This window comes from Domibacillus iocasae (assembly GCF_001750285.1).
GTDB classification, from domain to species: domain Bacteria; phylum Bacillota; class Bacilli; order Bacillales; family Domibacillaceae; genus Domibacillus; species Domibacillus iocasae.
In genome coordinates, this window is record NZ_MAMP01000003.1 from 13,903 (window position 1) to 27,148 (window position 13,246).

The 13,246-nt window shown below is 43.9% G+C and carries 14 protein-coding genes; all 14 read left to right on the forward strand.

The genetic code is table 11. The annotated features are described in order from the left end of the window. Window positions 1-8 precede the first annotated feature (8 nt). Window positions 9-1,901: a tRNA uridine-5-carboxymethylaminomethyl(34) synthesis enzyme MnmG gene (gene mnmG / locus BA724_RS02050; RefSeq protein ID WP_069937034.1), complete on the forward strand. Its 1,893-nt coding sequence runs from the start codon at window positions 9-11 to the stop codon at window positions 1,899-1,901. Window positions 1,902-1,916: 15 nt separating this feature from the next. Next, on the forward strand, window positions 1,917-2,633 hold the full coding sequence (rsmG, locus tag BA724_RS02055) for a 16S rRNA (guanine(527)-N(7))-methyltransferase RsmG (protein WP_069937035.1): 717 nt from the start codon (window positions 1,917-1,919) through the stop codon (window positions 2,631-2,633). 69 nt (window positions 2,634-2,702) lie between these two features. Beyond that, entirely contained in the window at window positions 2,703-3,536 is an 834-nt protein-coding gene (noc, locus tag BA724_RS02060) for a nucleoid occlusion protein (protein WP_069937036.1), read from the forward strand. A gap of 124 nt (window positions 3,537-3,660) precedes the next feature. After that, window positions 3,661-4,422 carry a ParA family protein gene (locus tag BA724_RS02065; protein WP_069937037.1) on the forward strand — a complete coding sequence of 254 codons (762 nt, stop codon included), beginning with the start codon at window positions 3,661-3,663 and terminating at the stop codon, window positions 4,420-4,422. Beyond that, entirely contained in the window at window positions 4,415-5,263 is an 849-nt protein-coding gene (locus BA724_RS02070) for a ParB/RepB/Spo0J family partition protein (protein WP_069937038.1), read from the forward strand. Before BA724_RS02065 ends, BA724_RS02070 begins: the two co-directional genes overlap by 8 nt. A 3-nt stretch (window positions 5,264-5,266) precedes the next feature. Next, window positions 5,267-5,962 carry a DUF554 domain-containing protein gene (locus BA724_RS02075; RefSeq protein ID WP_069937039.1) on the forward strand — a complete coding sequence of 232 codons (696 nt, stop codon included), beginning with the start codon at window positions 5,267-5,269 and terminating at the stop codon, window positions 5,960-5,962. Between the two features lie 441 nt (window positions 5,963-6,403). Further along, the gene (locus tag BA724_RS02080) at window positions 6,404-7,327 is read left to right on the forward strand and encodes a mechanosensitive ion channel family protein (RefSeq protein WP_069937040.1); all 924 of its coding nucleotides are present in this window, start codon (window positions 6,404-6,406) and stop codon (window positions 7,325-7,327) included. Next, window positions 7,327-7,524 carry a DUF951 domain-containing protein gene (locus BA724_RS02085; RefSeq protein WP_069937101.1) on the forward strand — a complete coding sequence of 66 codons (198 nt, stop codon included), beginning with the start codon at window positions 7,327-7,329 and terminating at the stop codon, window positions 7,522-7,524. The genes BA724_RS02080 and BA724_RS02085 overlap by 1 nt, the downstream gene beginning before the upstream one ends. A 107-nt stretch (window positions 7,525-7,631) precedes the next feature. Next, window positions 7,632-8,732, forward strand: a complete 1,101-nt coding sequence (ychF, locus tag BA724_RS02090; RefSeq protein ID WP_069937041.1) for a redox-regulated ATPase YchF — start codon at window positions 7,632-7,634, stop codon at window positions 8,730-8,732. Between the two features lie 182 nt (window positions 8,733-8,914). After that, window positions 8,915-9,661: an ABC transporter permease gene (locus BA724_RS02095; protein WP_083256006.1), complete on the forward strand. Its 747-nt coding sequence runs from the start codon at window positions 8,915-8,917 to the stop codon at window positions 9,659-9,661. Between the two features lie 201 nt (window positions 9,662-9,862). After that, on the forward strand, window positions 9,863-10,156 hold the full coding sequence (gene rpsF, locus BA724_RS02100; protein ID WP_046180634.1) for a 30S ribosomal protein S6: 294 nt from the start codon (window positions 9,863-9,865) through the stop codon (window positions 10,154-10,156). A 76-nt stretch (window positions 10,157-10,232) separates the two neighbouring features. Beyond that, window positions 10,233-10,772 carry a single-stranded DNA-binding protein gene (ssb, locus tag BA724_RS02105; protein ID WP_069937042.1) on the forward strand — a complete coding sequence of 180 codons (540 nt, stop codon included), beginning with the start codon at window positions 10,233-10,235 and terminating at the stop codon, window positions 10,770-10,772. A gap of 24 nt (window positions 10,773-10,796) precedes the next feature. Then, a complete protein-coding gene (rpsR, locus tag BA724_RS02110) occupies window positions 10,797-11,033 on the forward strand; it encodes a 30S ribosomal protein S18 (RefSeq protein WP_045852641.1) in 237 nt (78 codons plus the stop codon). Between the two features lie 168 nt (window positions 11,034-11,201). Next, window positions 11,202-13,205, forward strand: coding sequence for a methyl-accepting chemotaxis protein (locus tag BA724_RS02115; protein ID WP_069937043.1), 2,004 nt, complete (start codon window positions 11,202-11,204; stop codon window positions 13,203-13,205). The last annotated feature ends 41 nt before the right edge of the window (window positions 13,206-13,246 follow it).

Below are 13,246 nucleotides of genomic sequence, written 5' to 3' on the forward strand. Positions count from 1 at the left end.
TTAATAGCATGAACTATTATGAAGCAGGCGAATATGAAGTTGTTGTCATTGGAGCAGGCCATGCCGGAGTAGAAGCGGGTCTTGCTTCTGCGCGCACAGGTGCAAAAACATTAATGATTACGATTAATCTTGATATGATCGCATACATGCCATGCAACCCGTCTGTCGGAGGACCGGCAAAAGGAATTGTTGTCCGTGAAATTGATGCACTTGGCGGCGAAATGGCGAAAAATATAGATAAAACACACATTCAAATGAGAATGCTTAACACAGGAAAAGGGCCAGCTGTTCGGGCATTGCGCGCGCAGGCGGATAAAGTACTGTATCAGCAGGAAATGAAAAAAACGATTGAGCAGGAGCCGAACTTGACTCTTATTCAAGGAATGGCGGATCGCTTAATCGTAGAAGATGGCGAGTGCCGCGGGATCATTACACAAACAGGTGCGATGTATCGTTCAAAAGCCGTCATTATTACGAGCGGAACGTTTATGCGTGGAGAAATTATTCTTGGCGACTTAAAGTATTCGAGCGGTCCGAACAATCAGCAGCCTTCCGTAAAATTATCGGAGCATTTAGAAGAGCTTGGTTTTGAGCTTGTCCGTTTTAAAACGGGTACGCCGCCACGTGTTAACAGCCGGACAATTGATTATTCCAAAACGGAAATTCAGCCGGGAGATGATGTTCCGCGTGCATTCAGCTATGAAACAAAAGAATACATTACGGATCAGCTGCCGTGCTGGCTTACTTATACGAACGAAGAAACACACAATATTATCGGCGAAAATTTACACCGCTCACCGATGTATTCAGGTGTCATTAAAGGACGCGGCCCGCGCTACTGTCCATCTATTGAAGACAAAGTCGTCCGTTTTAACGACAAGCCGCGCCATCAAATTTTCTTAGAGCCAGAAGGACGGAATACAGAAGAAGTATATGTACAAGGCTTTTCCACAAGCTTGCCGGAAGATGTTCAATACCGGATGCTGCGTACCATCCCGGGGCTGGAGAAAGCACAACTGATGCGTGCCGGCTATGCGATTGAATATGATGCAATGGTACCGACACAGCTGTGGCCGACGCTGGAAACAAAAAAAGTGAAAAACTTGTACACAGCGGGGCAAATTAATGGAACTTCTGGCTATGAGGAAGCAGCAGGACAAGGGTTAATGGCCGGCATTAATGCCGCATGCCGCGTACTTGGCAAAGAAGAAGTTGTTCTAAGCCGTTCCGATGCATATATCGGCGTAATGATTGACGACCTTGTCACAAAAGGAACAAGTGAGCCTTATCGTTTACTCACATCCCGTGCGGAGTACCGCCTTCTTTTGCGCCACGATAACGCAGATCTTCGCTTAACGGAAATTGGTCATAAACTCGGTACCATCTCACAAGAGCGTCATGCAGCCTTTACAGCCAAAAAAGAAGCGATCGCTGCCGAAATTAAACGGCTGAAAGCAACGATTATTAAGCCGGATGAAAAAACGCAGTCGGTTATTCGTGAGTCTGGCGGAAGTGAACTAAAAGACGGCATTCGCGGTGCAGACTTATTGCGCCGCCCAGAAATGACGTATGACGCAGTCAAGAAGCTTATTCCGGCTGATGTACTTCTTGATGAAGAAGTAGAAGAGCAAGTGGAAATTCAAATTAAATATGAAGGTTACATTGAAAAGTCCTTGCAGCAAGTAGAGCGGATGAAAAAGATGGAGAACAAAAAAATTCCAGCCGACATTGATTACGATGCAATCAGCGGTATTGCCAATGAAGCACGGACAAACTTAAAAGAAGTCCGGCCGCTTTCGATTGCACAGGCATCCCGTATTTCCGGTGTAAATCCGGCTGATATTTCGATCTTGCTTATTTACATTGAGCAGGGCCGTGTTGCACGGACCGGCAGCGAATAAGAAAGGAACCGACATATGAATATCAATCAATTTCAATCCGAACTATCTTTAAAGGGTATTGAATTAACCGCACAGCAGCTCAATCAATTTAACCGCTACTTTGAGCTGCTTGTGGAATGGAACGAAAAAATGAATTTGACGGCGATTACCGACCAGGAAGATGTTTATATGAAACATTTTTACGACTCGCTTACAGCAGCTATATATACGGATTTAACAAAGCCGCTGCGCATTTGTGATGTCGGTGCCGGTGCCGGGTTTCCGAGTATACCGCTGAAAATTGCGTTTCCTCATTTACATGTGACGATCATCGATTCATTAAATAAACGCATTACCTTTTTAAATCATTTAGCTTCTGAACTGAAGCTGGAAAATGTTCAATTTGTTCATGGCCGGGCAGAAGAAATGGGTCAAAACCCGGAGCATCGCGGGCAATACGATCTTGTTACTGCCCGTGCAGTGGCACGCATGTCAGTCTTATCTGAACTGTGCCTGCCATTTGTGAAAACCGGCGGTGCTTTTGTCGCGATGAAAGCAGCCAGTGCAGCTGATGAAATGGAAACAGCCGCCAAAGCGATTGGAACGCTCGGCGGCAAAACAGAAAATGTTTTTTCATTTCGTCTGCCGATTGAAAACAGTGAACGGACGATTATTGTGGTCAGAAAAGAAAAAGAAACGCCAAAAAAGTATCCGCGCAAAGCTGGTACTCCGAATAAGACACCAATCGAATAGTCTGGAGAAGGAACAGGGCGCCTCGTGGCGAATACTATCAGAATGGAGAATGAAAAAGGTGGTGTGAACATGAAGCGTCCTTTTTCCCGTCTATTTGGCGGAAAAAGTGAAACAGCCATGATGTTTCCCGTGGATGAAGTAAAAGAAATTGCAGTGGAATGGCTGGAGCCAAATCAATTTCAGCCGCGATTCGTGTTTCAAGAAGAAAAGATAGCAGAACTTGCGTCAACCATTGCTGTCCATGGCATTATTCAACCAATTGTTGTCCGGGAAATAGAAGGTGGAAGATACGAAATCATAGCGGGAGAACGTCGTTTTCGAGCAGCGAAAAGCCTTGGCCATGAAACAGTCCCCGTTATTATTCGTCCATTTACGGATGAACAAACGGCTTCAGCGGCTATTATTGAAAATGTTCAGCGGGAAGAGTTGTCCCCAATTGAAGAAGCGATTGCGTATAAAAAGCTGCTTGATTTAAATAAGACGACGCAGCAAACACTTGCGGAAATGGTCGGGAAAAGCCAGTCATTTGTAGCTAATAAACTCCGCTTGCTCAAATTGCCGGAAGAAGTGCAGCAGGCTGTGGCTGAAAGAAAGGTTACCGAACGGCATGCAAGAGCACTTTTGCCGCTTAAAAAGCCGGAATTGCAATGCGAGCTGCTGCACATCATGATCGATAAGCAGCTTAGCGTAAAACAGACAGAAGACCGTGTTGTGAAAATGTTAGAAAAAGAGCCGCCGCGACCTCGTACAAAAGCGGTCAGCCGTGATATCCGTATTGCGCTGAATACGATCCGCCAGTCACTTGTCCTCGTTCAGCAAAGTGGCATCGATGTAGAACAGTCAGAAGAAGATAATGAGGACTTTTATCGAATCACGATTCAAATTCCAAAAAAACCAAAATAGTGCTTCAAAAGCCGTTTTTTTATAGAAAAGCGGCTTTTTTTTACAGGCATCAAAAGCCAAAACGCTTCACTTTTGATAAAATAGAAAGCAGATAACACCGACAGACGAAAGCAGGTGGCTTCTTTTGGGAAAAGTAATCGCAGTCGCCAACCAAAAAGGCGGCGTAGGGAAAACGACAACATCGGTGAACCTTGGGGCATCGCTCGCCTCACTTGGCAAGAAAGTACTACTTCTTGACATTGACCCACAGGGAAATGCAACAAGTGGCGCCGGAATTGAAAAAAAAAGCGTTGAACAGTGCATATACGATGTAATCGTAGACGATGTAGAGTTGACAGATGTCATTAAGCAAACAACAGCGGAAGGCATGTTTGTAGCACCGGCTACAATTGCGCTTGCTGGTGCTGAAATTGAGCTTGTATCGGCCATTTCACGTGAATTGCGGATGAAAAAAGCACTCGAGCCGCTCCGCGAAAGTTTTGATTATGTGATTATTGACTGTCCGCCATCGCTTGGTTTGTTAACGATTAACGCATTAACAGCAGCGGATTCTGTTTTAATTCCGGTTCAATGCGAGTATTACGCACTGGAAGGGTTAAATCAATTATTAAACACAGTCCGGCTCGTTCAAAAGCATTTAAATAAAGACCTTTACATAGAAGGTGTTCTGCTCACGATGTTTGATGCCCGGACTAATTTAAGCATTCAAGTCGCAGAAGAAGTGAAAAAATATTTCCATGATAAAGTATACAAGTCGGTAATTCCTCGTAATGTGCGTTTAAGTGAAGCACCGAGCCACGGCAAGCCGGTTTTACTGTATGATGGCCGTTCACGGGGTGCGGAAGTGTATCTTGATTTTGCGAAAGAGGTGGCAGCATATGGCTAAAGGGCTTGGCAGAGGACTGGATGCACTTTTTCCGGATTTAGGTTCGGACAAAAACAGCACCGTCGAGGACATTTCAGTAAAAGATATTCGCCCGAATCCGCATCAGCCTCGAAAAATATTTAATGAAGAAGCGATTAATGAACTGAAACAATCCATTCAGGCACATGGCATTTTGCAGCCAATTGTACTCCGGAAAAGTATTAAAGGCTATGAAATTGTAGCCGGTGAGCGCCGTTATCGCGCTGCAAAAGCAGCGGGCATGAAAGAAGTACCGGCGATCGTCAAAGAATTGACAGAAGCACAAATGATGGAGCTCGCACTGCTCGAAAACTTACAGCGTGAAGATTTAACGGTAATGGAAGAAGCAGCGGCTTATCAGCTTATTATGGATAAATTAAACGTCACACAGGCAGAACTCGCTTCTAGGATTGGGAAAAGCAGGCCGCACATTTCCAACTATGTCCGCCTGCTGGATTTGCCGCCGGAGATTCAGGAAATGATTGCAGAGAGCAAACTGTCGATGGGCCATGCGCGTGCTTTGCTTGGTGTAAAACCAAAGCAAAAACAGCTTGAAGCAGCCGAAAAAACAGCGGCAGAAGGCTGGACAGTCCGTCAGCTGGAAAGCTGGATTCGTGAAGCCAGAGAAAATGTTTCACGTGAAACAAAAACAGTTAAAAAAGACGTATTTATTTTAGATCGGGAAGAAGCTCTTCGCGAGCGATTCGGTACAACGGTGCAAATTCGTCAATCAAAAAGCGGCAACAAGGGCAAAATTGAAATTGAATATCTGTCAACGGACGACTTAAACCGCATTTTAGAAATGCTTGATAACAGAGGATAAAAGATGTTTATAATTGGGTCGCTTGTCAATGGGATCGCTGTTGTAATCGGCGCTTTGCTCGGTACTTTGCTGGCGCGGATCCCGGAAGGAATAAAAGGAACGGTTATGCATGCGATTGGTCTTGCGGTTATCGTTCTCGGTTTACAAATGGGGTTAAAAAGTGAAAATTTTCTGCTTGTCATTATCAGTCTTGTATCCGGTGCACTCACTGGGGAATTGATTAAAATTGATGATCGGCTGAATCATTTAGGAAATTGGCTTGAATCAAAAATTGGCTCAGCCGGGAGTGGGCGCGTATCACAAGGATTTGTTACTGCAACGCTTATTTTTGTTATTGGCGCCATGGGTGTGATCGGTGCGCTGGACAGTGGCATTCGCGGCAATCATGATGTGCTGTATACAAAATCTTTGATCGACGGCATTACGGCTCTGATCTTAACGACGACACTCGGCATAGGTGTAATGTTTTCTGCTATTCCTGTCTTTTTATATCAAGGGGTCATCGCCCTTTTTGCTACTCAAATCGACCGATTTGTTTCACAAGAATGGATGGATACGTTTATCCTAGAAATGACATCAGCGGGCGGAATCATGATTTTTGCAATTGGTCTTAATTTGCTAGGCATTACCAAAATAAGAGTGGCAAATTTATTGCCGGCAATTGCATTTGTTGGCATTTTTGTCTCGGTTTGGCCGTAAGCTTCTCTTTTAGGAGAAGCTTTCAGGCTGTTGACAAACGCCCGCTTCGTCACTTGCCGTGCGTGAATGCTCAGGACCCCAAAAGGTCACTCTGCTTCCCGCACAGCGGTGTTCTTAGATCGACAAACGTTTTCAATCAGCCTGCTTTCTGACGCTGTCTCCACTCTGAGCTCTCTTCTTTCCGGAGAAGCTTTTTTAATTTGAAAGGCAACTATCATGCAGGACACCTGTATTTAATGGCTTCCGTTACTGCTGTGGATGATCGGCATTTCGCAAACGGGCTTGTTAAGATTACTCTGCGGTGGAACTATAAAAGTTCTTTGCACCACCTTTGCACGGGCTCTGCCGTATTACAAAGTTTTCAATCACTTCTCTGTAAAAAAGCATATTCTCCTGTTAAAATGAGAACGACTGATTCAACTAGCAGAAGGAGGGCTTTTTTTGGAGGAACAATCATTATCGACGTACCAGCGTGCCCTCGAATCGTTATGGGCTAAATTTACAAATGAAGAAACGTGGCTTGTTTTCGGGGAAGCTGCCCTTAAAATCACACTGACGATTCTGGCGGCATGGTTAATTGTCAAGGTTGGAAAAATAGCGGTTCGCAACTTTTTTGTCATCCGTTCAAAAGCACCGCTTACCTTTTCCGAGCGGCGTGAAAATACACTATTAAAGCTGATTGAGAATGTACTTGCGTATGTTGTTTATTTTATCGCGCTCGTCAACATACTTGGTGTTTTGACTTTTGATGTGAAAGGATTAATTGCAGGGGCTGGAGTACTTGGTCTTGCGATTGGTTTTGGGGCTCAAAGCTTAGTAAAAGACGTCATTACCGGCTTCTTTATTATTTTCGAGGACCAGTTTTCAGTCGGAGACTTTGTCCGCATTGGCCAGTTTGAAGGAACGGTTGAAGAGATCGGCCTGCGTACGACAAAGTTAAAGGTATGGACCGGAGAAATTCACATTATTCCGAACGGCAGCATTATCGAAGTGACAAACTTCTCACTCAATAACAGCGTTGCAGTTGTAGATGTGGGCATTGCATATGAAGAAAATATTGAAGAAGCTGAAAAAGTGATTAACGGAATGCTGGAGACGTTAAAAGATAAGTATCCAGAAATCGTAGATACTCCGAAGTTGCTTGGTATTCAAACACTGGCACCATCTGATGTGACACTCCGTATTACAGCGGAAACAACACCGATGAACCACTGGTACGTGGCACGAATGATGCGCAAAGACATTAAAGAATGCCTAGACGCGAACGGAATTGAAATTCCATATCCACGTATGGTTATGTACTCGCGCACAGATCAAGAAGCACAGGCAGCATCAAAACAAGCAAGCAGCGGAGGAACGGCATGATGGAAGAAAAACAATTTGAGTTAAATGATGTTGTCGAAATGAAAAAAGCCCATCCGTGCGGCACAAACCGCTGGAAAATCATTCGTCTTGGCATGGATATCCGAATCAAATGTGAAGGCTGTGGACACAGCGTTATGCTGCCGCGGCGTGAATTTGCAAAAAAAATGAAAAAAGTAGTAACAGAGAGCGGCGAATGAGCCGCTCTTTCTTTGCGTTGCCTTTTTCCGCCGCAGTCCATATAATGGGGAAAGGTTTAGAGAATACAATGTCCGTTTTTACAGAAAACAAGGAGTGAATAAATAATATGGCATTAACAGCAGGAATAGTCGGTCTTCCGAACGTCGGCAAGTCGACCCTATTTAACGCAATCACAAAAGCAGGGGCTGAATCGGCAAACTATCCGTTTTGTACAATCGACCCAAACGTTGGCATTGTGGAAGTGCCTGATGCGCGGCTCACAAAGTTAACAGAAATGGTCACGCCGAAAAAAACAATTCCAACAGCGTTTGAATTTACTGATATTGCGGGAATTGTTAAAGGTGCAAGCAAAGGGGAAGGGCTTGGAAACAAGTTTTTGTCTCACATTCGTGAAGTGGATGCGATTTGCCAGGTGGTTCGCTGTTTCGATGATGAAAATATTACACACGTGTCCGGTAAAGTAGATCCGATTGACGACATTGAAGTCATTAACCTGGAGCTTATTTTGGCGGATCTGGAGTCTGTTGATAAACGTCTTGCGCGTGTTGTAAAGCTTGCGAAACAAAAAGACAAGGACGCTGTAGCGGAGCATGATGTGCTTGTTCTCGTGAAAGAAGCACTTGAATCAGATAAGCCTGCCCGTTCGGTTGAATTTACTGAAGAACAGCAAAAAATTGTGAAACAGCTACACTTGCTGACAGCAAAACCAATGCTGTATGTGGCCAATGTGAGCGAAGAAGAAATCGCGGATGCGTCCAGCAACGAGCATGTGGGAAAAGTACGAGAATACGCTGCTGGCGAAGGTTCGGAAGTAATCGTTATCAGTGCGAAAGTAGAAGAAGAAATCGCGGAGCTTGATGATGATGAAAAAGCAATGTTTCTTGAAGAGCTTGGCATTGAACAATCGGGTCTGGACCAATTAATCACTGCAGCTTACTCCCTTTTAGGACTTGCAACATACTTTACAGCAGGTGTGCAGGAAGTGCGTGCATGGACGTTCCTTAAAGGCATGAAAGCACCACAATGTGCGGGGATTATTCATACCGACTTTGAACGCGGCTTTATTCGTGCCGAAACGGTTTCATACGATGATCTTGTCGAAAATGGCTCTATGACAGCTGCAAAAGAAGCCGGCAAAGTCCGTCTCGAAGGAAAAGAATACGTGATGAAAGACGGAGACGTTGTTCACTTCCGGTTTAACGTTTAATTTAATATGTCTGGAGACTAGACTATCCCAAGAGCCAGAAAAACTGGCTTTTAAGGATAGTCTTTTTTCTATTAACGCTGAAATTGTAGCAGCTAACGCCGAAAAATTCATTTTTTGGCGTTAGCAATTACACATTGGATCAAAAAATATAAGAGATTCCCTTTTTGACGGAGGTAGCTTGTTTGAAAGACATTAGCTATGCAGCACTGCTGGCCGCTTTTTTGTTTATGGCAATACCGCTCTGGCTATCGTATAAGCAAAAGCTCGGTATTTCCAGGGAAATGCTGAATGCATCCATTCGGGCGTTTGTTCAGTTAATGATTATTGGTTACATCATTACATTTGTTTTTTCCATTGAAGCACCAATTCTTTTTTCACTAATTATCCTTGTGATGATTTTGATCGCGGCAAAAACATGTGCGAAACGCGGCGGCAGTTTTAATTATTCTTTTCAAATTGCCTTTACCGCTCTTTTAACAGCGGAAATGCTGTCTGTATCGATATGGGTTCTGTTTGATATTGTGGAGTATGAAGCGCAGTACATTCTGCCAATGAGCGGTATGATTATTGGGAGTTCAATGGTAGCGATCAGCCTTGTATTTGACCGGCTGAAGCGGGAGTTTGATTTGACGAAAGAACTCATTATGGGAAAACTGGCACTCGGTGCGACGAATCGCCAAGCATCGCAAGAGTTGATCGAAGCAACTGTGAAAGCAGCACTCATTCCAAATGTGGAAGCGATGAAAACAATCGGTCTTGTGCAGCTGCCAGGCATGATGACAGGTGCGATTATTGCTGGCTCTTCACCCGTCATTGCGGTGAAGTACCAGCTCGTCATTGTTTTAACTAACTTTGGAAACACAGCGTTGACAGCTATTATCGTCTGTTTTTTGGCGTACTCGTCTTTTTTTAAGCAAAAAATGTTTTAAAGTTGCATTAATCAAACGTACGTTCTATAATGAAAAGGTGTTCACCTGCACAGCCATGAGCCCCGTTTTATTTTCTCTTATTGTGAAAAACGTTGCGCTGTTGAGAGATTCATGTTATAATTTCAACTTGTGAGTAATGAAAATTTGCTCCTTGCCCTTTTAAATAAAAGGGCCGCATAGTCCACGAGGAGGTGAACGAAGATGAGAAAGTACGAATTCATGTACATTATCCGCCCGAACATTGAAGATGAGGCAAAAAAAGCGCTTGTTGAGCGTTTTGACACAATCCTTACTTCAAACGGTGCCGAAATCATCGAGTCAAAAGAATGGGGTAAACGCCGTCTAGCATACGAAATCAACGATTTCCGTGAAGGCTTCTACCAACTAATTCAAGCTAAAGCTGAAGATGCAGCTGCAGTTAATGAATTTGACCGTCTTGCGAAAATCAGCGATGACATTATCCGTCATATCGTTGTTAAACAAGAAGAAAAGTAATCGCTGTACAATAAATACACATCTTTTTCATCATGTTTCAATTTGAAACATTTTAAAAGAAAAGGAGTTGATTCTGATGATAAACCGAGTGGTTTTAGTGGGCCGTTTAACGAAAGACCCTGAACTTCGCTATACGCCATCCGGTGCAGCTGTTGCGACATTTACGCTTGCGGTGAACCGTACGTACACGAACCAGCAGGGCGACCGGGAAGCGGATTTCATCAACTGTGTGATCTGGCGTAAGCCGGCTGAAAACGTAGCGAATTTCTTGAAAAAAGGAAGTCTTGCCGGCGTTGAAGGACGCATCCAAACACGCAATTATGAAGGTCAGGATGGAAAGCGCGTTTACGTGACAGAAGTCCAGGCAGACAGTGTCCAATTTCTTGAACCAAAATCCGGCGGCGGTGGAGGGAGCCAATATGGCAATGCTCCTCAACAGCAGGGTGGCGGTTATGGCGGCGGACAGCAGCAAAGCAATCAGGACTTTCCGTTTGGCCAGCAACAGCAGAATCAACAGCGCGGCAATAACAATGCCGGTTATTCTAAAATGAATGAAGATCCGTTTGCAGATAACGGTCAGCCGATCGATATTTCAGACGATGATCTTCCGTTCTAATTAAAGCAAGAGGAGGGGAAACTCATGGCAGGACGCAGAGGTGGACGTAAGCGTAAAAAGGTTTGTTATTTCACATCTAACGGTATTACACATATCGATTATAAAGATGTTGATTTGCTTAAAAAGTTTGTATCTGAACGTGGAAAGATTCTTCCACGCCGTGTAACAGGTACAAGCGCTAAATACCAACGCCGTTTGACGATCGCAATCAAACGCTCGCGGCAGGTAGCACTTCTTCCATTCGTTGGAGAAGAAAGATAAGACAAAAAGCACAATGCTGAATCTTCAGCATTGTGCTTTTTTTGTGAAACAAGATAAATGACGATCTTCATTATGTAAATAAAAAAATCTATAAATAGTATAGCTTTTTTTGAATTTATAAGTAAAATAGGTAATGGGGTATTATAACTTGGAAATGGTGGTAAAAAATTGAAGGTTATCAAATCAATCAAAACAAAATTGCTTCTTCCGATCATTGCAGCGCTTATTTTGGCGTTTGCCTTTATAATCGGATTTATTAGCTGGCAAACAGAAAATAGTGTTGAAAAAAGTGTGATTGCTCAAAGTGAGGGAATTGTAGAAAGTTTATCAGGAACGGTAAAATCGTTTTTAGATCAATATGAAAAAAGCATCGGCCTATTATCGGTTAATGAGACGATTCAAGCATATGGCTCAGCTGAACTGGACGGAGATGAAGCTGCCAGTCAGCAAACTGCGGCATTATTTGGGGATTATTTAGAAACGTATGGAGAAGTTACTAATATTTATTTTGGTGTAGAAGACGGGACAACACTTATCATGCCGGAAATTGAGCTTCCAGCTGATTTTGATCCTCGTGAACGGGACTGGTATACGCAGGCTGAAAATAAAAAAGCCGCTGTATGGAGCGAGCCATACGAAGATACAGCAACAGGTGCGTCAGTCGTCACTGTTTCAAGAGCAGTATATGATGCAAATGACCGTTTTCTTGGCGTCCTTGGAGTTGACATCGATTTAACCGTATTAGCGGAACGGGTCACGCAGACCGATCTCGGCTACAAAGGCTATCCGATTATTTTTTCTCCTGTAGGTACGGCTATTGTTCATCCGACTCTTCAAGGAGAAAATTTAACGAAAGTGGATGTCGTAAAAGAAATTATCGATGGTTCCTCACCATCCGGAACAAAATATTATCAGATGGATGGTGAAGACCGCATCATTGTTTTTAATAATGTTCCTGGTTTAAATTGGACAGTAGGTGCCGTTTACAACAAAGCCAATTTGCTCGACTTATCTGAATCAGTTGGACAATCACTCCTTTGGACAGGCATTATCCTTCTCATCTTAATCAGTGCGGCAATGCTTTTCGTCGTTTCCAGCATCGTTAAGCCGCTTCGTCAGCTTGAACGCTCGGCGTTTCAGGTGGCAGAAGGTGATTTGTCGGTGCAGGTACCTGTTACGACCAAAGATGAAGTCGGGCAGGTGGCGGCCGCATTTAATAAAATGACAGAAAACATGCGGACCATTCTACAAAAAGTGAACCATTCTGTTCAAGAGGTAAAAGTATCAGCAGAGAGTTTAAGTGCTGTGTCGGAAGAAACAAATGCATCAAGTGAACAGATGACGCATGCGATTAATGAAATTACGCTGGGGGTTTCTCGTTCGGCAGAAGATTCTGCCGAAGCAGTAGAGAGGTCAAATAGTCTAGGCAATCAAATCGATGTGATTACCAGACAGGCCAATGAAATGGCGAGAGCTGCTTCCCAAGCAGAGCAGGCCAATCAAAAAGGGACCGGACAAATTGAGGAATTGCGCACGGCAAGTGATGAAACAAAAACCTATATTTCCGGCATGCAAACCGTTATTGAAGAGCTGGAATCAAAAATGACATCGGTTGAAGTTGTTATTCAAGCGATCACGGATATTTCGGCTCAGACGAATTTGCTTGCGCTCAATGCCTCTATTGAAGCAGCCCGTGCCGGTGAACATGGGAAAGGATTCGCGGTTGTAGCAGAAGAAGTGCGGAAGCTGGCAGAGCAGTCTGGACAGGCAGCCAATCAAGTAAGAAAAACGATTACAGACATTCAAGCAGGGTCAAAAACAGCTGTTGAGCACATGAAAAAAACACGCAGCAATTTTGATGAACAAACAATGGCTGTTGAAGAAACGAGCAAGATTTTTCACCAGTTATCAGCGCTTGTCGGGACGATGGAATCTTCTATTATAACCATCAACCGTGAGATAAAAGAAGTCGGACTAACAAAAGATGAAGTGATTTATACGATGACCGGCATCGCGGCCAGCAGCCAGCAGTCTGCCGCTGCAAGCGAAGAAGTAAGCGCATCGGCGGAGGAACAGCTAAAAGCAGTTCGTACTGTGACGGAATCATCGGAGCAATTAATGGGTCTAAGTGCTGAATTAAAAGAAGTAGTGAATCAATTTAAACTAGCTTGAAGATTAAAAGAGATGCCGAAACGAGGGCATCTCTTTTTTAA

Coding starts and splice junctions, on each gene's coding strand:
- mnmG (WP_069937034.1), top strand. CDS start 9: ATGAACTATTATGAAGCAGGCGAATATGAAGTTGTTGTCATTGGAGCA.
- rsmG (WP_069937035.1), top strand. CDS start 1,917: ATGAATATCAATCAATTTCAATCCGAACTATCTTTAAAGGGTATTGAA.
- noc (WP_069937036.1), top strand. CDS start 2,703: ATGAAGCGTCCTTTTTCCCGTCTATTTGGCGGAAAAAGTGAAACAGCC.
- BA724_RS02070 (WP_069937038.1), top strand. CDS start 4,415: ATGGCTAAAGGGCTTGGCAGAGGACTGGATGCACTTTTTCCGGATTTA.
- BA724_RS02075 (WP_069937039.1), top strand. CDS start 5,267: ATGTTTATAATTGGGTCGCTTGTCAATGGGATCGCTGTTGTAATCGGC.
- BA724_RS02085 (WP_069937101.1), top strand. CDS start 7,327: ATGGAAGAAAAACAATTTGAGTTAAATGATGTTGTCGAAATGAAAAAA.
- ychF (WP_069937041.1), top strand. CDS start 7,632: ATGGCATTAACAGCAGGAATAGTCGGTCTTCCGAACGTCGGCAAGTCG.
- rpsF (WP_046180634.1), top strand. CDS start 9,863: ATGAGAAAGTACGAATTCATGTACATTATCCGCCCGAACATTGAAGAT.
- ssb (WP_069937042.1), top strand. CDS start 10,233: ATGATAAACCGAGTGGTTTTAGTGGGCCGTTTAACGAAAGACCCTGAA.
- rpsR (WP_045852641.1), top strand. CDS start 10,797: ATGGCAGGACGCAGAGGTGGACGTAAGCGTAAAAAGGTTTGTTATTTC.